The following is a 17,527-nucleotide window of genomic DNA, read 5'->3' on the forward strand; positions in this document are numbered from 1 at the left end:
TCATCATGGAATCATGCTAGACATATTTAAATGCATTTGCAAATATCCCTGCGGCAGTCGGGCGGGGAAAGCATGGCCGAGACCTTCGATGCAGTCCTGATCGGGGCGGGGCACAACACCCTTGCCGCCGCGCTGCATCTGGCCGCGAAGGGCTGGCGTGTGGGGGTATTCGAGCAGGCCGCCACGGCGGGTGGCGCGGTAAAGACCGGAGAGTATACGCTGCCAGGATTCCGCCACGACTGGGCGGCAATGAACCTGTCACTTTTCGCTGGAAGCCCGTTTTTCAAGGCTTACGGCGCGGAACTCGCGCGCCACGGCTGTGAGTTCGTGCCTGTGGACCGGCCGTTTGCGTCCGCCTTCCCGGACGGAACCTGGGCGGGTGTCTCGACCGTTAGCGACGAGACGGTGGCGGGCTTTCAGGCGCTGTCGCCCGGGGATGCCGCAGTCTGGACAGAGCTGACCAGCCGATTCGGGGCCGAGGCTCCGCATCTCTTCGGGCTTCTCGGATCCGAGATGAAATTCCGTGCGCTTGCATATTTCATGTTCAAAACGTTGCGCGCCAAGGGTGTGGCTGGGACGCTGGACTTGGGGCGGTTCCTTCTGTCCTCGCCGCGCGCCTGGCTGGAGGAAACCTTCGCACATCCGCACATCCGCGCGCTGCTGGGGGCCTGGGGGATGCACCTGGACTTTGCGCCCGATGTCGCGGGAGGCGCGATGTTCCCCTACCTGGAAGGCATGGCGGGTCAGGCCTTCGGCATGGTCATCGGCAAGGGCGGGGCGGATACCGTCGTGAAGGCGCTGGTCGCGGCGATCATCGCACGCGGCGGTAGGGTGGAGACCGGGGCCACCGTCACACGCATCCTGCGGGAGGGAAATCGCGCCACGGGGATCGAGTTGGCCGATGGTCGCCGGATCATGGCATCCCGCGCGGTGATCGCGGGCACTTCTCCGAAGGGGTTGCGGAAGCTCACCGGCGATACGGCCCCGGCCTTCGACCGCGCGTTGGACAGCTTCCGCCATGCGCCTGGGACGATGATGATCCACCTGGCGCTGGACGGCCTGCCCGACTGGCGGGCGGGAGAGCAGCTAAAACGCTTTGCCTATGTCCACCTTGCGCCCAGCCTGGACCAGATGGCGCGGACCTATCAGCAGGCGCAGGCCGGGCTGCTGCCGGACGAGCCGATCCTTGTCGTCGGCCAGCCCACCGCCTTTGACGCCTCCCGTGCGCCGGAGGGCAAGCATGTGCTCTGGGTCCAGGTCCGCATGGCGCCCGGGACGATCGCGGGCGACGCGAAGGGCGAGATTGCGGCGACCGACTGGGCGGAGGCCGCAGAACCCTTCGCCGACCGCGCTTTGGCGATTCTGGAAGCCCATGCCCCCGGCACGCGCGCAAAGATCCTGGCCCGCCGGATCGTGACGCCGCTGGAGCTGGAGGCGGACAACCCCAACCTCGTCGGCGGCGATCAGGTCTGCGGCAGCCACCACCTGTCGCAGCATTTTCTGTTCCGCCCCGCGCGCGGCCATGCAGACGGCAGCACTCCCGTTGCCAACCTGCACCTTACTGGCGCGGCCGTCTGGCCGGGCGCAGGAACGGGCGCGGGACCCGGATTCCTTCTGGCGCGGAAACTCGCCGGGACATGACGACCACCAGAACAAAGACCAGCAACAGGGATACGACCATGAACCTCAACCGCCGGAGTCTTCTCAAGCTCTCTGCCGCCACGATGGCCGCGGGCAGCATGGGCCTGCCGTCCTTTGCGCAAGCGATCGACGAGCTGGTCATCGCCTACAACGTCAACCTGCCGTCCTGGGACCCGACGGTCGGCCCCAGCGCGGTGAACCCGACGATCCAGGGCCTGTATCAGTCGGTTTTCGACCAGTACATCCTGCAGCAGCCCGACCTGTCGCCCGCGCCCGGCCTCCTCACCGAATGGGGCTGGAGCGATGACAAAAAGCAGGTCTGGATGACCGTGCGCGAAGGCGTGACCTGGCACGATGGCAGCCCCTTTACAGCCGAGGACGTGGCCTGGTCCCTCGCCCGTGTGGCGAAACCGGAAACCGGCAGCCCGATCCAGTTCGTCTGGGGCACGCTGGCCAACCACCGGGTCGAGGGCAACAAGGTCATCGCCGACGTCGCCCAGTTCGACCCGACGATCTTCAAGTGGATGTATTTCCTGACCGGCTACGTCCTGCCCAAGGCCTACTACGAGAAGGTCGGCGCGGAAGGTTTCGAGGCCGCGCCCATCGGCACCGGCCCCTACATGGTGGAAAAGTTCGAGCGCAACGCCTTCGTGCGCCTGAAGGCCAATGCCAACTACTGGGGCGGCAAGCCCGACTTTGACACCGTGACGATCAAGTTCGTCCCCGACGCTGCCGCCAGGGTGGCCGAGGTGGAATCCGGCAACTCTCACGTCACGCTGGAGATGCCGTATGAAGAATACGACCGCTTGAAGGGTGGGCCGCTGGCGGGGGTTTCGGCGCCGATCAGCGACATCGGGATGATCTTCCTGAACGACATCGAGGTGATGACCGACCCGAACGTGCGGATGGCCGCGGCGCATGCCATCGACAAGCAGGCGATCATCGACCGGCTGCTGTCGGGCTACGGCGTCAAGATCGACACGCTGCAGACCCCGGAATACGACGCCTATGACGCCGGCATCGCCGTCCCCTATGACGAGGCAAGAGCCATCGAGCTACTGGCGGCTTCGGGCTATGGGCCGGACAACCCGGTAAAGTTCAAGATCCAGACCACCAAGGGCTTCAAGCCCAAGGATTACGAGATGATCCAGGCCATCGTCGGCCTGTGGCGCAAGGTCGGGATCGAGGCCGAGATCGAGGTCTACGAGATCGCAAAGCACTATGAGCTGCGCGCCGCCGACCAGCTGGCTCCGGCCGCCTTCTACAACTGGGGCAACTCGGTGGGCGATCCGACAACCTCGACCGGGTTCGCGATGTTCGGGCCGTCGCCGCACAGCGTCTGGGACGGCGAGGACCTGATCGGCATGATCGGCCCCTTGTGGGGCGAGGCGGATGAGGCGAAGCGGATCGAGGGCTGGAAGGCGGTGGACAAGTACATCGCCGAGAATGCTCTGGTGATCCCGCTGCTGCAATATGTCCAGCCGATCCTGCACGCGCCGGGCGTGGTGGTGACGCCACATGCGAGCGGGTCACTGCTGCCGCATCTTATGAAGCGGGCATAAGGGACGACCCCCGGGGGGTTTCACACCCCCCGGCCCCCCGTGGGATATTTGTGGACAGATGAAAGCGGGGCAGTCTGCCCCGTCCGGGGCCCATGCCGTTTCTTCGCATCCTTTTCGTCAGACTTCTGACCACCGCCATCACCCTGGCCGGTGTCGCGGTCATCGTGTTCTTCGTGATCCGCGTCGTCCCGGGCAACCCCATCGCCATGATGCTGCCCCCCGGCGCGACAGAGGAGGACATTGCCCGCCTTTCCGCCCTTTATGGCCTCGACAAGCCGATGATCACCCAGTTCGGCATCTGGATTGCGGGCGTCATGCAGGGCGACTTCGGCACTTCGATCACCACGCGCCAGCCGGTGCTGAACCTTGTCCTGGGCCGCTTGCCCGCCACGCTGGAGCTGTCGATCATGGCGCTGGTCATGGCGATGATCCTGGGCGGCGCGGCGGCGTTGACCGGGACCCGCTTCCGGGGCGGCAGGACCGAGGGCGCCATCGACGTGGCCAACGGCATGGCGCTGTCGGTGCCGGATTTTCTGTGGGGGCTGGTGCTGATCCTGCTCTTCGGGGTGTTGATGCCGGTGTTCCACATCTCGGGCCGGGTCACGCCATCGCTGGACCTGCCCTTCACCACAAACTTCTACCTCTTCGAAAGCCTGATCCGGCTGCGCTTTGATCTTTGGGCCGACCTCGTCGCGCATATGTTCATGCCCGCGCTGGCGCTGGCGATCCCGCTGGCCGCGATCATCGGACAGCTTCTGAAACAGAGCCTGAAAGAGACGATGAACCTGGATTATGTCACCCTTGCCCGCACCAAGGGCTATGGCGAGACGCGGGTGATCCTGCGCGAGGCCTTGCGCAATGCCGCCCTGCCCACGCTGACGCTGGTGGGGGTGCAGTTCACCTTCCTGATCGGCGGGACGGTGATCATCGAACGGCTCTTTTCCTACGAAGGCCTTGGCAACATGGCCATCGACGCGGTGATCAACCGCGACCTGCCGCTGATCCAGGGCATCGTGATCCTGTTCGCGGTGATCTTTACCGGAGTGAACCTGATCGTCGACCTGCTTTATACCGTCCTGAACCCAAGGCTGCGGCATGGCTGAGGCAAAGGCAATCGACGGCCGTTCGCTGGTCCGCCGCCGGGCGGGGCTGCGGTTGTGGCTTTCCGCCAGCTGGCTGGGGCTGTTGTGTCTGGTCGCGCTCTTCGCCCCCTGGATTGCGCCGAAGGATCCGCTTGCGCAGGACCTGTTCCTGGGTCGCCTGCCGCCGTTCTGGATGCCGGGGGCCGAGCCGGGCTACTTGCTGGGCACCGACAGCCTTGGCCGTGACGTCCTGAGCCGCATCGTCCACGGCGCGCGGGTGGCGCTGGCCGTGGCGCTGATCGCGGGCACGATCACCTGCCTGATCGGCGCGACGCTGGGCCTTCTGGCCGGGTTCCTGCGCGGCTGGGTGGACATGATCATCAGCCGTATGATCGACATCTGGATGGCCTTTCCGCCGGTCCTGTTCTCGATCCTCCTGATCGCGGTGCTTGGTCCCGGCCTGGTGTCGATCATCATCGCCATCGTCGTCATCGACTGGACCCGCTTTGCCCGCGTCGTCCGGGCCGAGGCGATGGCACAAGGCGCGATGGACTATGTCGCCTCGGCCCGCGTCGCCGGGCGCGGGCGGCCGGGGACGATGGTGCGCGAGATCCTGCCAAACGTCCTGCCCACAATCGTCGTCCTGCTGACGCTGGAGATGGGCATCGCCGTGATCGTCGAGGCAATCCTGTCCTTTGTGAACCTGTCGATCTCGACCGATGACCCGACCTGGGGCGGGATGATCTCGGAAGGGCGGACCAGCGTGCATCAGGCATGGTGGGTGCTGGTCTTCCCCCTTGTGACACTGTTCCTGACCGTTCTTGCCTTCAGCCAACTGGGCGAGGGGCTTAAGGACCGCTTCGATCCGGTGCTGCGATGAGCTTCCTGTCCATCCGCAACCTGTCGGTCAGGCTGAAGAAGGGGCAACCCTTGCTCCGCCGTGTCTCGCTGGACGTGTCTGCGGGCGAGGTGCGGGGGCTGGTGGGCGAATCCGGGGCGGGCAAGTCGATGATCGGCAAGGCGGTGCTGGGCATCCTGCCGCCGTCGATCGAAGTGACCGAGGGCGAGATCCTGCTGGATGGCGTGGACCTTCTGCGGCTGCCACCTGCGCTAAGGCGCAAGCGCATCGGAGCCTTGGCGGCGCTCATCCCGCAGGACCCGCTGACCGCGCTGAACCCCAGCCACCGGATCGGGCCGCAGATCACTGACCGGCTGGTCGACATCCTGGGTTGGACCCGCGCCAACGCCGATGCCCGCGCGCGTGAACTGCTGTCCGAGGTCCAGATCCCCGACCCTGACCGGGTGCTGCGGTCCTATCCGCACGAGTTGTCGGGCGGCATGCGCCAGCGCATCCTGATCGCCTCAGCCTTTGCCGCTGAACCGAAGCTGATCGTCGCGGATGAGCCGACCACGGCGCTGGACGTGACGGTGCAGAAGCAGATCCTGAAGCTGATCGCCGGAATGCAGACGCGGCACGGCACGGCGCTTCTGTTCGTGACGCATGACTTGGGCGTCGTGTCGAAGGTCTGCCAGAAGCTCTCGGTCCTCTATGCCGGGATGGTGGTCGAGGATACCTCGGTCGCCGACTTCTTCGCGGCCCCGCGCCATGCCTATTCGGCGGCGCTTCTGGCCGCGACGCCGAAATACACCGACCCTGCGGCCGGACTTCAGCCGGTTCCCGAAGCCGTTATCGCCGCCGTGCAGGCCGAAGTGGCCGCCTTCGACCGGAGGGCTGCGCATGGCTGACCTTTACAGCATCGAGGCCCTGCGCCTGTCGCTCGCGGACATGACGGCAAAGCCGCTGTTCGGCGCGGCACCGCATATCGAGATCCTGCGGGGCCTTAGCTTCACCATCCCCAGGGGCGCGGTGGTCGGCATTGTCGGCGGCTCCGGTTCGGGCAAGTCCACCCTTGGTCGGGCGCTGGTGCGGCTGCTGGAGCCTTCGGGCGGGGCGATCCGCTTTGACGGGACCGACATCACCCATCTGCCCGAAGCCGCGTTGCGCCCGCTGCGGCGGCGGTTCCAGATGATATTCCAGGACCCGATGTCATCCCTGAACCCGCGCCACCGGGTTGCAACCATCATCGCCGAACCCCTGCGACTGCACGGCTTTGACGCCATCCCCGACCGGGTGGCCCGGGCGCTGGATCACGTCGGTCTGCCCGCCCATTTCGCCAGCCGCTACCCGCATGAGCTGTCGGGAGGCCAGCGCCAGCGTGTCGGCATCGCACGGGCCATCGCGCTGGAACCCGACTTCATCCTGGCTGACGAGATCGTCTCGGGGCTTGACGTCTCCTCCCAGGCGCAGGTGCTGAACCTTCTGGAACGGCTGGTCGGCGACCTTGGTCTGACGCTGGCTTTCATCAGCCACGACCTGAGCGTGATCCGCCGCCTATGCCAGCGGACCATCGTCCTTCATCGCGGCGAGATCGTCGAGGATCGACCCACGGCCGACCTCTTCGCCGACCCGCAGGCGGCCTACACCCGAGAGCTGCTTGAGGCGATCCCGCTGCCCGATCCGGCTCAGGTCTGGACCTGACTAGTCCGAGGTCCCGACGCTGCACCGCTTGACCCCGTCCTTGCCGGTGGTGCAACGGGCGCTGGTGCCGGGGGCAGGCTCTGCCGGTGCGGCTGCTTCGGCACCACCGCCAAAGAGACCGCCAAGAAAACTGCTGCCCGACCCGTCGGCCACGGGCTGCGCGGTGGCTTCGGCCTCTTGCTGCTGCGCGGCCTCACGGGCGGTCGCTTCCGCTTCGCGCGCCGCGACGTCGGCGACGTAGGCCTCGCGCGCAGCCGTTTCCAAAGCCGACGCTAGCACGATCACCGGCACATCGCCCAGACCTTCCACCTTGTCGATCACCCCGGCATTCATCGCCTTGACGTGCAGAGTCTGAAAGAAGGGCACGAGGTCTTCGTCGGTCATGCGTTTGGGGGCCAGCACCCGCAGATGGATCTGCGCGCCGACATCCGCGATGAAATATCGGCCGCGGAAGCCTTCCGGGAGCAGGTCTTCGGTCACGTCCAGACCGCGGACGGTCATGAATTCGGTCCCGCGAAACTCGGCCGTCATCATCCGCAGTTCCATCCGCTGCTGCATGGCGGCGAAGCTTGTGAAGATGATGTTGGGGTAGCGGACCGCCTTGACGACGACCTTGCGATCACCCTTCTCGTAAGTCAAAGCGACGACCTCGGTGCCGGAACCGCCGTCAGTCTGACCGACCTTCGTCACGGCAGCGACTGCCTTCTTGTCCGCCTTCTTGGTCGATTTGGGCAGGAACCCTTCGACATCCGCGGCTTCGGTCGGGCGGACGGTCCAACCCTCGGGCGGCTTGGGCATCATGTCGACCAGCTTGGTCGGCAGCCCCGTTGCAGCAGCCGACCCGCCGAGACCCGCCAGCCGACCGGAGAGACCCGAGAGATATTCGGTGAAGGTCAGACCTTCGGTATCTTCGCGCCCGGACCAGCGGGCGGACATCTTGTAGTCAAAGAAAACATAGCCGCCGGCGGTGGCGGTGAACATCACGAGGAAACCGATCAGGCGAAACACGGGGCCAGTCCTTGCTGATTTGCTCTGCTGATAGCCGCGAATTTTGGCAAGGTTCGGGCAAGAGAGAAGTTTTCTGTCAGACCCGCCGGATTGCCGAGGTCAGCGCGAACAGTGCGGCGGCGACCACGATGATCGAAGGGCCGGTCGGAGTGTCCTGCCACAGCGACAGGCCCAGGCCGCCAAGCCCCGAGACCGCGCCAAGGATGACGGCGGCGACGGCCATCGCCTCGGGCGTGCGGGCAAAGCTGCGGGCGGCGGCGGCGGGGATGATCAGCATGGCGGCGATCAGCAGCGCACCGACGATCTTCAGCGCGACGGCGACGACAAGCGCCAGGGCGATGACCAGGACCAGGCGCTCGCGGTCGGGCTTGATCCCGGCGGCATGGGCCAGGTCCTCGGACAAGGTGGCGGTCAGCAGCCGCTGCCAACGCCAGGCCAAGAGCCCAAGAACCGCAATCGAGCCAAGCCAGACAACCGCCAGCTCGGGCCGTGAGACGGCAAGGATGTCGCCGAACAGGTAGCTCGACAGGTCAGTGCGGACCGTGGGGAAGAAGCTGACAGCGACAAGACCGAAGGCCAGCGCAGAATGGGCAAGAACGCCCAGCGTGGTGTCCATCGCCCAGCCGCGCGCGGACAGCCCCGCGACAGTTACGGCCATCGCCATCGCCACAGCCAGGGTGCCAAGGCCGATGGGCAGGTCTGTCGCCAGCGCCAGTGCTACGCCCAGAACGGCGGCATGGGCCGTGGCGTCGCCGAAATAAGCCATGCGCCGCCAGACCACGAAGGACCCAAGCGGCCCCGTGGCCAGCGACAGGCCGACCGCAGCAAGGCCTGCGCGGACCAGGAAATCATCAAGCATGGTCGTGCTCGTGGTGGTGGTGGTGCGGATGGCCGTCCTCGTGCGCGTGGTCATGTTCGTGACGGTAAAGCGCCAGCGCCCCTTGTGTCCCCAGGCCGAACAGGGCCCGATATTCCGGCGCGGTCGACACGACGCGCGGCGTGCCTTCGCAACAGATGTGGCCGTTGAGACAGATCACCCGGTCGCTGGCCGCCATGACGACGTGCAGGTCGTGGCTGATCATCAGCACCGCCGCGCCGGTCTGGTGCCGGACCTCTTCGATCAGCCGGTAGAAGGCCGCCTCGCCGGGCTGGTCAAGGCCCGAGGTCGGCTCGTCCAGCATCAGAAGCTGCGGCCTGCCCAGCAGCGCGCGCGCAAGCAGGATACGCTGCAACTGTCCGCCCGACAGCGTCGTCATCTGCTCGGCCCCCTGGCCCGCCATGCCGACCCGCGCCAACACCTCATCGGCGGCCAGATCGGAGACCCTGGTCGGCAAAGACAGGAAGCGTCGCACGGTGATGGGCATCGTGCGGTCGATGGTCAGCTTCTGCGGAACATAGCCGATCCGCAGGCCCGCTTGTCGCATCAGGCGACCCTCGGCAACCGGAATGATGCCCAGCAACGCGCGCAGAAGTGTCGACTTGCCCGAGCCGTTGGGGCCCAGGATCGTCACGATCTCGCCCGGATCGACTTTCAGGCTGATGTCGTGCAGCACCTCGTCGGCCCCGAAGCGGACGCAGACATGCTCGGCCGCGATAAGGGTCGCGCCGGGAAGGCTCATGCCTGCCCCCGGCAGTTCGGGCACAGGCCAAGTGCCTCGATGGTGGAGCGTTCGACCAGGAAGCCGGCCTTTGCCGCCTCGGCGTCAAGCGACACGCGGGCGGCACTGGCTTCGGCCTCGGCGACCATGTGGCAGGTGCGGCAGATCAGGAAGGCGGGGGCGTGGTCCTTGCCGGGATGGACGCAGGCGGTAAAGGCGTTCAGGCGCTGGATGCGGTGGGCAAGGCCCTGGTCCACCAGAAATTCCAGCGCGCGATAGGCGACGGGCGGCTGGTTGCCGAAGCCTTCGACCGCAAGACGGGCCAGAACGTCGTAGGCACCCAGGGCCTTGTGTTCCTCCAGCAGGATTTCCAGCACCCGGCGGCGGACCGGGGTCATCCGCGCACCGGCGGCCGCGGTAACCGCCTCGGCCCGCGCCAGAGCGTCCTGGGCGCAATGCGCGTGGTCATGCGCCGCAAAGGCAAGATCGGGGTCGGGCATCTTCGGGCTCTTGACCTGTTATGATATTACATACATAGAGCGGAGCGACGACAGAAGGAAGCCGCCGATGCGTTATATCATTACTCTCCTGGCAACCGCCACCCCCGCTCTGGCCACCGCCGCCCTGGCCGAAGTGCCGAAGGTGGTCAGCGACATCCCTCCGGTTCATGCGCTGGTGGCGCAGGTGATGGGAGACCTTGGCGTGCCGGAACTGCTGCTGGCCCGGGGGGCGGACGAGCATGACTTTCAGCTGAAGCCCAGCCAGGCCAGGGCCGTCGCGGATGCGGATCTCGTGGTCTGGATCGGGCCGGAACTTACGCCCTGGCTTGACAGCGCGCTGGACAGTCGGCCCGAGGGCGCGGCGGCTCTGGCCTTGCTCGACGCGGAGGGCACGGTGCGGCGGGCCTATGGCGCGGCGAAGAACGCTGTTGGGCACGGGGACGAGCATGAGCAGAAGGATCATGCCGAAGCGGAACGGCATGAAGACGACCACGGCTCTGAGGACCCGCATGCCTGGCTTGATCCCGGCAATGCGCAGGTTTGGCTGGGGTTGATCGCGACCGAGCTTGGTCGCCTTGATCCGGGCAACGCGACGGCCTACGAGGCCAATGCAGCCGTGGCCCGCGAGCGGATCGCGGCGCTGGACGCCGAGCTTGCCGCCCTGCTGGCGCCGGTGCGGGACAAGCCGCTGGTGACCTTCCACGATGCCTACGGCTACTTCGTGGGGCATTACGGGCTGACGATCGCCGGCAGCATCGCGCTTGGGGATGCCTCTTCGCCGGGGGCGGCGCGGCTGTCCGAATTGCGGGGCGAGCTGGAAGCGGGCGGTGTGGTCTGCATTTTCTCCGAGGCCCAGCATGACCCGGCGCTGGTCAAACAGCTGACCGAGGGAACCGCGGTGAAGATCGGCGGGGAACTGGACCCGGTCGGGTCCTCGCAAGAGCCGGGACCGGGCGCCTATGCGGCGTTGCTGACCGGAATGGCGCGGACCATCGCGGACTGCGCGGGCGGCTGATGCTGTCCACGCAGGACCGGCCTTGGGACCCGTTGATCCTCAATGGCTTGAGTGCGGTCGTCAAGGATTTGGCAAGGGAGTAGGGTGGGCGATATCGCCCACCCTACTCTTGCGCCAGGTCCAGAAGTCGGGCGTAGTCGACATGCGAGGCTAGGTGGTCGGCCAACGCATCCAGGGTTTCCTCGACCGTTCGGTCGTAGCTGACGGTGCCGGGCGTCGCGCCAAGGCTGGCAAGATACGCCCGGCGAAACGCGTCCTGGGTGAACATGCCGTGCAGATAGCTGCCCATCACCCGCCCGTCGTCGCGCACCGCGCCCTCGGGCTGGCCGTTGACCGTGAACATCGGTCGGGCACGGTCCGGCCCTTCCGTGCGGCCAAGGTGGATCTCGTAGCCCCTCACTTGCGTCCCTGAGGCAGGATGCAGCGCCATGGTCTCGGTCACTCGCTTGTCCGGGGTCATCACGGTGGCAAGGTCCAGGAGCCCCAGACCGGGGACCGAGCCGGGTTTGCCCTCGATCCCCTCCGGGTCGGCGATCTCTCGCCCCAGCATCTGATAGCCGCCGCAAAGGCCAAGGACCTTGGCCCCCCGGCGCAGGGCGGCGGCAAGGTCGATGTCCCAGCCCTGGGCGCGCAAGTGGCTCAGGTCCGCGATCGTCGCCTTGCTGCCCGGCAGGATGATCAGGTCGGCCTCGACCGGCAGGGGCTGGCCGGGTTTGATGATCGTCAGCGTGACGCCGGGTTCCTGCGCCAGAGGGTCGAGGTCGTCGAAATTGGCGATGCGGTTCAGGTGGGGGACGGCGATCAGGAATTTGCCGCTGCCGCGTGTGCCGCCAAGGTCGGCGGCGTCCTCGGCGGGCAGGCGGTGGGCGTCCGCGAACCAGGGCATGACGCCAAGTCCCTGCCAGCCGGTGCGACTTTCGATCAGGCGGTAGCCGTCATCGAACAGCCGGGGGTCGCCGCGGAACTTGTTGATCAAAAAGCCCCGGATCATCGCGGCGTCTTCGGGGTCCAGCACCGCCTGTGTGCCGACAAGCTGCGCGATCACGCCGCCCCGGTCGATGTCACCTGTCAGGATGACCGGCACATCGGCGGCGCGGGCGAAACCCATGTTGGCGATGTCGCCTGCGCGCAGGTTCACCTCGGCCGGGCTGCCCGCGCCTTCGACGATGACAAGATCGGCCTGGGTCTGAAGGCGGCGGAAGCTGTCCAGCACCGGGGCCATCAGCTGCGGCTTCAGCGCCGCATACTCTCTGGCGCGCACGGTGGTCAGGCGCTGGCCCTGCACGATGACCTGCGCGCCGGTTTCCGACTCGGGCTTCAGTAGCACCGGGTTCATGTCGACATGCGGCTGGACGCCACAGGCGCGGGCCTGCAGGGCCTGGGCGCGGCCGATCTCCCCCCCCGTCGCCACAGCGGCGTTGTTCGACATGTTCTGTGGCTTGAAGGGCCGGACGGTCAGGCCCTGCCGGGTGAACAGCCGACAGAGGCCCGCGACCAGCATCGACTTGCCGACGTTCGACCCGGCGCCCTGGATCATGATGCGCCGCGTCATGCTCTGCGCGCCATGAGCCAAAGGAAGAACACCCCGCCGACCAGGCCGGTGACGACGCCTATGGGCATGTCCTCGGGCGCCATGATCACGCGGGCCAGCGTGTCGGCAAGGACCAGAAAGACCGCCCCGAACAGCGCCGACAGGGGCAGGACGCGGGCGTTGTCGCCCCCGGCGACCAGGCGGACCAGATGCGGCATCATCAACCCGACAAAGCCGATGATCCCCGAAAAGGCGACCATCACCCCGGTGACCAGCGCGCCTGCGACAAAGACCGAAAGCCGGAACCGGGCCACGGGGATGCCAAGGGAAGCGGCGGTCTCATCCCCCAGCGACATCGCGTTCAGGGCGGGGGCCTGGCTCCAGAGCCAGAGGCCTGCCGGGACAAGGACGGCCAGCGGGTAGATCAGGTGGCTCCACTGCGCGAGGCCAAGGCCGCCCAGCATCCAGAAGACGACGGTGTGGGTCGCCTTGGGGTCGCCGAGGAAGATCAGGATATTGGCCCCGGCCATGATGATGAAGCTGACGGCGACACCCGCAAGGACCAGGCGGTCGGCGCTGGTGGCCCCAGTCACGCGGGCGACGGCAAGGACAAGGACGGTGGCGGCCAGGGCACCGCCGAAGGCCATCAGCGGCACGGTCAGAAGGCCAAGGAAGAGGCCGGTGTGCAACAGGGCCGCAATGGCCCCGAAAGCCCCGCCCGACGAGATGCCAAGAAGGTGCGGGTCGGCAAGCGGGTTTCTGGTGACCGATTGCAGGGCTGCGCCGGTGATCCCAAGCCCGGCCCCGACCAGAGCGGCCAGAAGGGCGCGGGGAAAGCGGATGTCCCAGACGATGGCCTCGCGCCCGGCGGTCCAGTCTGGGGTCACGATGCCGGGAACCAGCTCGTTCGCCAGCACGCCCCAGACGGTTGCAAGGGGGACGGGCACCGCGCCGGTCGAGACGGCGACAAGGATGGCCGCGAAAAGCATCCCGCAGCCGCCAAGCACGACGCCCGCCTTGCGCGACAGGCGCAAGGCGGGATGGGCGGCAGTGGCAAGCGGGGTTTCGGTCATGTCGGCGCCCCGCTCTGCTCGTCGAAGCACGTCGTGCACTCCTCGCCAGCGGCACGGTCCAGGTGGCAGCGAAGAGCGGCGCAGCCAGGCGATGAGCGGCGGTCGGGCATCATTTCCCCCAGAAGCCCTTCACCAGCTTTTCCACTGCGCGGATGTTGCGCGGGCCGGGGGTGGCTTCGACGTATTCCAGCACCACATAGCGATCATTCTTCACCGCGTCGACATTGGCGAAGGCCGGGTTCGCCTCAAGGTAGGCGATCTTCTGGTCCGCCGTCACGTCGCCGTAGTTGACGATCACGATCACCTCGGGGTTCCGCTCGACCACCGGCTCCCAGGCGACGGTGGCCCAGCTCTTGTCGAGGTCGTCCATGATGTTGCGACCGCCTGCCGCCTCGATCAGGGCGGTCGGGATCGCATAGGCCCCGGCGGTGAAGGCGGTTTCCTCGCCCGAGTCGTAGACGAAGACGCGCAGCGGGGTGGTACGGTCCACAGCGGCGGTGATCTCGGCCAGCCGCGCCTCATAGCCCGCGACCAGCGCAGTCGCCCGGTCCCCGACCCCGAAGATGGTGCCCAGGTTCAAAAGGTCGTTGTACATGTCCTGCATCGAGGACTTGGCCTTGGGGCCGACGAAGATGCAGCTTTCGGTCAGCTCGTAGGTCTTGATCCCCAGGGGCTCCAGCGTCTCGGGCGTGACCTCGCCGCCGACCTTCATGCCGTAGTTCCAGCCGGCGAAGAAAAAGTCGGGTTCGGCCCCAAGCAGCACCTCACGCGTGGGATACTTGGCGGAAAGCTCCGGCAGTTCGGCGATCCCGGCGCGGAGCTCCTCGTCCAGGGTCTTCCAGCCGGAGACGCCGGTATAACCGACCATCCGGTCCTGCAGGCCCAGGGCCAGCATCATCTCGACCAGGTTCACGTCATTTGCGATGGCGCGGGCGGGCGGGGCATCGAAGGTGACCTCGCGGTTGCAACTTTGCACCGTTACCGGGAAGGCCAGTGCGGGGGTGGACAGAAGGAGAAGGGCGAGCAGGGCTTTCATCTAGTGGTCCAACTGAAAGGAGAAACGGGGGGTCGTGCCGGATCGGTCGATCCTTGTGGCGACCTGGAAGGCGCGGGCGATGGTGGCTTCGGTCAGGGCCTGGGCCGGGGGCGCGTCGGCGATCACGCGGCCTTGCTCCAGGATCAGCACGCGGTCAGCGAACTCGGCCGCAAGGGTCAGGTCGTGCAGCGTGCAGACAACGGCCAGACCTAGCCCGCGCAGCAGGCGCAGAAGCTCCAGTTGATGCCGGATGTCCAGGTGGTTGGTGGGCTCGTCCAGCACCAGGATGCGCGGCTCCTGCGCCAGGGCACGCGCGACCATGACCCGCTGACGCTCGCCGCCGGAAAGGGTGCCGAACGGGCGGTCGGCAAGGTGCGACAGGTCCATCCTGACCATTGCCGCATCGGTGATGGCGGCATCGCGCACCCCCGGCCCCATGCCCTGTCGGTGCGGCAGACGGCCAAGCGAGACGATGTCGCGCGTGGTCAGGGCAAAGTCCGTCGGCTGTTCCTGCAGGACCGCCGCCACGATCCGCGCCGCTTCACGCGCCGGGCGCAGCCAGAGGTCGCGGCCCTCGACGATGACCGAACCGGAAAGCGGCGCCTGGTGGCGATAGAGCAGCCGCAAAAGTGACGACTTCCCCGCCCCGTTCGCGCCGCAGATCGCCAGGACCTCGCCATCTGCCAGGCGGAACGAGATGTCGTGCAGGATCGCGGGCGCGCGCTTCGGACCCCAGGTGACGTTGCGCAGTTCAAGCACGGTCACTGGATCGCCCCTTCCTGCGTCACGATCATCGCGGCCGGGATGCGCGCCAGGGTCGTATCGCAAAGCTGCGGCGGCAGTTCGCGGCCGGTCATCCAGCCGTCGTCCCGTGCGGCATAGCTGCGGGCGAAGGCAACCAGATCGTCCAGCGGCTGATCGGGGTCGATGTCGCCGAAAAGCCAGGTCGCCTTGCCGGTCGCGCGCCAACCGACGACGCAGGGCTCGCCGTGGTCCGGCACACAGCCCGCAAGACAGGCCGTGCCCGAGACCTCGAACGCCTCGTCAAGCCCCGCAGCCGAAAGAGCGGCCCGCAGCTTTTTCAGCAAATCAAAGCCGGGCTTGCAGACATCGCCCTTGTGCTTGCAGGCCTTGCAGACCAGCACCTGATGCGGCGCCGATTGCGCCACGGAATACGTCCGGGGCCGGGACCCCTGGGGAAGTTCGTCCATCGAAGTCTCCTTCCGGGGCACCCCGCCCGGTGGGTTACGGCTTCGATGGCAGGTCTCCTGACTTCGCGGGTCGCCGCTTCCCCTTGCCTTCCCGGTGCCGTTGAAACGGCAAGCCAGTGGCATGAGAGGGGTCGCTCGCCGCTTACAGTTGCGGGGGCAGTCGGGGATTTGGCGGCTGATGCCTACACCTCACCCCGTTCCCTTTTCACCCGGCCGCGCGTGGTTTGGCCGGGAACCATCCCCCTCTGTCTGCGCCGGAATACCGGACGGTTCAAGATCGAAAACGACCCTGTTCCGCCAGGTCCCGTCAGCCTTTCACATTTGCACAAATATCCTCTGGGGGTTTGGGGGGCGAAGCGCCCCCAACGGCCGAGCGCTTTTGCGTCCTTCACGCGAAAGCGCGAGACAAAAGGAACGCGCGAAGCGCTCGATTCAGGAACCGCCCCGATCCTCGGGCAGCCGGTCCAGCACAGCCTCGACCAGATCGGGCAGCTCCAGCGCGATATCGACCGTGATCGCCTCTTCCGGGCCAGGAGGCTCCAGCGCCGCGAACTGGCTGTCCAGAAGCGAGGTCGGCATGTAATGCCCGGTCCGCGCGCCCATCCGCGAGGCGATCACCTCCCGGCTGCCCGCAAGGTGGACAAAGGTCACCGGCCCGCCCGCGCCTGCGCGGATGCGGTCGCGGTAGTCCCGCTTCAGCGCCGAGCAGCCGACGATTACAGGGGCCTTGTCCTGCAGCACACTGGCCACCCGGTCCAGCCAGGGCCAGCGGTCGGAATCGGTCAACGCAATCCCGTCGCGCATCTTGGCCACGGCATCGGGAGTATGCAGGTCATCCCCGTCGAAATACGGGATGCCCAGCCGCAGGGCCAAAGCCGCGCCGACCGAGGACTTGCCGCAACCCGAAACGCCCATGATCACCAGCCGCCTCACAGCGACGCCGTGATGCCGCCATCGACATAAAGGATATGGCCGTTGACAAAGCTGGCCGCCTCCGAGGCCAGGAAAATGCAGGCCCCCTGCAATTCCTCCACCTTGCCCCAGCGCCCCGCCGGGGTGCGCTTCTTCAGCCAGGCGTCGAACTCCGGGTCGGCCATCAGGGCGGCGTTCAGCGGTGTCTCGAAATAGCCGGGCGCGATGGCGTTGCAGGTCAGGCCGTGCCGCGCCCAGTCGGTTGCCATGCCCTTGGTCAGGTTGCCGACCGCGCCCTTCGTGGCCGTGTAGGGCGCGATGCCGGGCCGTGCCAGTGCCGTCTGGACGGAGGCGATGTTGATGATCCGCCCCCGCCCGCGCGCAATCATGTGGCGCGCGACGGCCTGGCCGACATGAAAGACGGATGCCACGTTGGCCTGCAACAGCCGCTCGAATTCCTCGGCCGGGAAGTCCTGCAGGGGCGCACGGTGCTGGATGCCCGCGTTGTTGACCAGGATGTCGATGGGCAAGCCCCGCGCCTCGAACCCGTCCACGGCAGAGCGCACCGCCTCGTGCTCGGTCACGTCGAAGACCAGCACCTCGGCCCCCGGGATCGTCGCGGCCGCCGCCCGGGCCCGCGCCTCGTCCCGCCCGTTGATCACCACCGCCGCGCCGGCCTTGGCCAGGCCCCGCGCAAGCGCCAGACCGATCCCTTGCGAAGCCCCTGTCACCAGCGCGCGCCGCCCGGTCAGGTCGAACATGGAATGCGTCATCGGCCCCTCCGCGTCTTGTGCCCCCGCCTCCGCTGGGCGAGAGTGA

Annotated in this window: 18 protein-coding genes and 1 riboswitch; of the genes, 7 read left to right on the forward strand and 11 right to left on the reverse strand. The window is 67.0% G+C overall.

Annotated elements, in window-relative coordinates; all coding sequences use genetic code 11:
* The first annotated feature begins 72 nt into the window (after nt 1-72).
* The 6 genes from Q8M85_RS23010 (at nt 73) to Q8M85_RS23035 (ending at nt 6,824) form a co-directional block, all read left to right on the forward strand.
* Entirely contained in the window at nt 73-1,641 is a 1,569-nt protein-coding gene (locus Q8M85_RS23010; protein ID WP_305549328.1) for an NAD(P)/FAD-dependent oxidoreductase, read from the forward strand.
* A gap of 38 nt (nt 1,642-1,679) precedes the next feature.
* The gene (locus Q8M85_RS23015; protein WP_305549331.1) at nt 1,680-3,203 is read left to right on the forward strand and encodes an ABC transporter substrate-binding protein; all 1,524 of its coding nucleotides are present in this window, start codon (nt 1,680-1,682) and stop codon (nt 3,201-3,203) included.
* Nucleotides 3,204-3,295: 92 nt separating this feature from the next.
* Complete coding sequence (locus tag Q8M85_RS23020) at nt 3,296-4,306, forward strand: ABC transporter permease (RefSeq protein ID WP_305549334.1); 1,011 nt, start codon at nt 3,296-3,298, stop codon at nt 4,304-4,306.
* A complete protein-coding gene (locus Q8M85_RS23025) occupies nt 4,299-5,165 on the forward strand; it encodes an ABC transporter permease (RefSeq protein ID WP_305549337.1) in 867 nt (288 codons plus the stop codon). The genes Q8M85_RS23020 and Q8M85_RS23025 overlap by 8 nt, the downstream gene beginning before the upstream one ends.
* The gene (locus tag Q8M85_RS23030) at nt 5,162-6,031 is read left to right on the forward strand and encodes an ABC transporter ATP-binding protein (protein WP_305549340.1); all 870 of its coding nucleotides are present in this window, start codon (nt 5,162-5,164) and stop codon (nt 6,029-6,031) included. Before Q8M85_RS23025 ends, Q8M85_RS23030 begins: the two co-directional genes overlap by 4 nt.
* Nucleotides 6,024-6,824: an ATP-binding cassette domain-containing protein gene (locus Q8M85_RS23035; RefSeq protein ID WP_305549343.1), complete on the forward strand. Its 801-nt coding sequence runs from the start codon at nt 6,024-6,026 to the stop codon at nt 6,822-6,824. The genes Q8M85_RS23030 and Q8M85_RS23035 overlap by 8 nt, the downstream gene beginning before the upstream one ends.
* Here Q8M85_RS23035 and Q8M85_RS23040 read toward each other — a convergent pair whose 3' ends face one another.
* The 4 genes from Q8M85_RS23040 to Q8M85_RS23055 form a co-directional block, all read right to left on the reverse strand.
* Nucleotides 6,825-7,832: a hypothetical protein gene (locus Q8M85_RS23040; protein WP_305549346.1), complete on the reverse strand. Its 1,008-nt coding sequence runs from the start codon at nt 7,830-7,832 to the stop codon at nt 6,825-6,827. It abuts the gene before it with no gap.
* Between the two features lie 76 nt (nt 7,833-7,908).
* Nucleotides 7,909-8,691, reverse strand: a complete 783-nt coding sequence (locus tag Q8M85_RS23045; protein ID WP_305549349.1) for a metal ABC transporter permease — start codon at nt 8,689-8,691, stop codon at nt 7,909-7,911.
* On the reverse strand, nt 8,684-9,451 hold the full coding sequence (locus Q8M85_RS23050) for a metal ABC transporter ATP-binding protein (protein WP_305549351.1): 768 nt from the start codon (nt 9,449-9,451) through the stop codon (nt 8,684-8,686). The genes Q8M85_RS23045 and Q8M85_RS23050 overlap by 8 nt, the downstream gene beginning before the upstream one ends.
* Nucleotides 9,448-9,930, reverse strand: a complete 483-nt coding sequence (locus tag Q8M85_RS23055) for a Fur family transcriptional regulator (RefSeq protein WP_305549354.1) — start codon at nt 9,928-9,930, stop codon at nt 9,448-9,450. Before Q8M85_RS23055 ends, Q8M85_RS23050 begins: the two co-directional genes overlap by 4 nt.
* A gap of 67 nt (nt 9,931-9,997) precedes the next feature.
* On the opposite strand from Q8M85_RS23055, the gene Q8M85_RS23060 reads away from it, so the two are divergent.
* Entirely contained in the window at nt 9,998-10,945 is a 948-nt protein-coding gene (locus Q8M85_RS23060; protein ID WP_305549357.1) for a zinc ABC transporter substrate-binding protein, read from the forward strand.
* A gap of 103 nt (nt 10,946-11,048) precedes the next feature.
* Here the strand turns inward: Q8M85_RS23060 and Q8M85_RS23065 are convergent, their stop codons facing one another.
* The 7 genes from Q8M85_RS23065 to Q8M85_RS23095 all read right to left on the reverse strand — a co-directional run bounded on the left by Q8M85_RS23065 (nt 11,049) and on the right by Q8M85_RS23095 (nt 17,481).
* Complete coding sequence (locus Q8M85_RS23065; RefSeq protein WP_305549360.1) at nt 11,049-12,497, reverse strand: cobyric acid synthase; 1,449 nt, start codon at nt 12,495-12,497, stop codon at nt 11,049-11,051.
* A complete protein-coding gene (locus Q8M85_RS23070) occupies nt 12,494-13,549 on the reverse strand; it encodes an iron ABC transporter permease (RefSeq protein ID WP_305549363.1) in 1,056 nt (351 codons plus the stop codon). The genes Q8M85_RS23065 and Q8M85_RS23070 overlap by 4 nt, the downstream gene beginning before the upstream one ends.
* A gap of 109 nt (nt 13,550-13,658) precedes the next feature.
* Complete coding sequence (locus Q8M85_RS23075) at nt 13,659-14,585, reverse strand: ABC transporter substrate-binding protein (RefSeq protein ID WP_305549366.1); 927 nt, start codon at nt 14,583-14,585, stop codon at nt 13,659-13,661.
* The gene (locus tag Q8M85_RS23080; protein ID WP_305549370.1) at nt 14,586-15,350 is read right to left on the reverse strand and encodes an ABC transporter ATP-binding protein; all 765 of its coding nucleotides are present in this window, start codon (nt 15,348-15,350) and stop codon (nt 14,586-14,588) included.
* Nucleotides 15,347-15,796 carry a DUF1636 domain-containing protein gene (locus Q8M85_RS23085; protein WP_305549372.1) on the reverse strand — a complete coding sequence of 150 codons (450 nt, stop codon included), beginning with the start codon at nt 15,794-15,796 and terminating at the stop codon, nt 15,347-15,349. Before Q8M85_RS23085 ends, Q8M85_RS23080 begins: the two co-directional genes overlap by 4 nt.
* Nucleotides 15,797-15,825: 29 nt before the next feature.
* Nucleotides 15,826-16,051, reverse strand: a riboswitch (cobalamin riboswitch).
* A gap of 177 nt (nt 16,052-16,228) precedes the next feature.
* Entirely contained in the window at nt 16,229-16,711 is a 483-nt protein-coding gene (locus Q8M85_RS23090) for a gluconokinase (protein ID WP_305549506.1), read from the reverse strand.
* 14 nt (nt 16,712-16,725) lie between these two features.
* Nucleotides 16,726-17,481 (reverse strand): SDR family oxidoreductase, encoded by a 756-nt coding sequence (locus tag Q8M85_RS23095; protein WP_305549375.1) that lies wholly within the window; start codon nt 17,479-17,481, stop codon nt 16,726-16,728.
* Nucleotides 17,482-17,527 lie beyond the last annotated feature (46 nt).

The organism is Tabrizicola sp. (assembly GCF_030694085.1).
Classification (GTDB): domain Bacteria; phylum Pseudomonadota; class Alphaproteobacteria; order Rhodobacterales; family Rhodobacteraceae; genus Tabrizicola.

Excerpts from the sequence above, each read along its gene's own strand:
- Q8M85_RS23025 (WP_305549337.1), top strand. The coding sequence starts at position 4,299 with ATGGCTGAGGCAAAGGCAATCGACGGCCGTTCGCTGGTCCGCCGCCGG.
- Q8M85_RS23015 (WP_305549331.1), top strand. The coding sequence starts at position 1,680 with ATGAACCTCAACCGCCGGAGTCTTCTCAAGCTCTCTGCCGCCACGATG.
- Q8M85_RS23075 (WP_305549366.1), bottom strand. The coding sequence starts at position 14,585 with ATGAAAGCCCTGCTCGCCCTTCTCCTTCTGTCCACCCCCGCACTGGCC.
- Q8M85_RS23010 (WP_305549328.1), top strand. The coding sequence starts at position 73 with ATGGCCGAGACCTTCGATGCAGTCCTGATCGGGGCGGGGCACAACACC.
- Q8M85_RS23085 (WP_305549372.1), bottom strand. The coding sequence starts at position 15,796 with ATGGACGAACTTCCCCAGGGGTCCCGGCCCCGGACGTATTCCGTGGCG.
- Q8M85_RS23095 (WP_305549375.1), bottom strand. The coding sequence starts at position 17,481 with ATGACGCATTCCATGTTCGACCTGACCGGGCGGCGCGCGCTGGTGACA.
- Q8M85_RS23060 (WP_305549357.1), top strand. The coding sequence starts at position 9,998 with ATGCGTTATATCATTACTCTCCTGGCAACCGCCACCCCCGCTCTGGCC.
- Q8M85_RS23030 (WP_305549340.1), top strand. The coding sequence starts at position 5,162 with ATGAGCTTCCTGTCCATCCGCAACCTGTCGGTCAGGCTGAAGAAGGGG.
- Q8M85_RS23045 (WP_305549349.1), bottom strand. The coding sequence starts at position 8,691 with ATGCTTGATGATTTCCTGGTCCGCGCAGGCCTTGCTGCGGTCGGCCTG.
- Q8M85_RS23090 (WP_305549506.1), bottom strand. The coding sequence starts at position 16,711 with ATGGGCGTTTCGGGTTGCGGCAAGTCCTCGGTCGGCGCGGCTTTGGCC.
- Q8M85_RS23050 (WP_305549351.1), bottom strand. The coding sequence starts at position 9,451 with ATGAGCCTTCCCGGCGCGACCCTTATCGCGGCCGAGCATGTCTGCGTC.
- Q8M85_RS23035 (WP_305549343.1), top strand. The coding sequence starts at position 6,024 with ATGGCTGACCTTTACAGCATCGAGGCCCTGCGCCTGTCGCTCGCGGAC.
- Q8M85_RS23065 (WP_305549360.1), bottom strand. The coding sequence starts at position 12,497 with ATGACGCGGCGCATCATGATCCAGGGCGCCGGGTCGAACGTCGGCAAG.
- Q8M85_RS23055 (WP_305549354.1), bottom strand. The coding sequence starts at position 9,930 with ATGCCCGACCCCGATCTTGCCTTTGCGGCGCATGACCACGCGCATTGC.
- Q8M85_RS23020 (WP_305549334.1), top strand. The coding sequence starts at position 3,296 with ATGCCGTTTCTTCGCATCCTTTTCGTCAGACTTCTGACCACCGCCATC.
- Q8M85_RS23070 (WP_305549363.1), bottom strand. The coding sequence starts at position 13,549 with ATGACCGAAACCCCGCTTGCCACTGCCGCCCATCCCGCCTTGCGCCTG.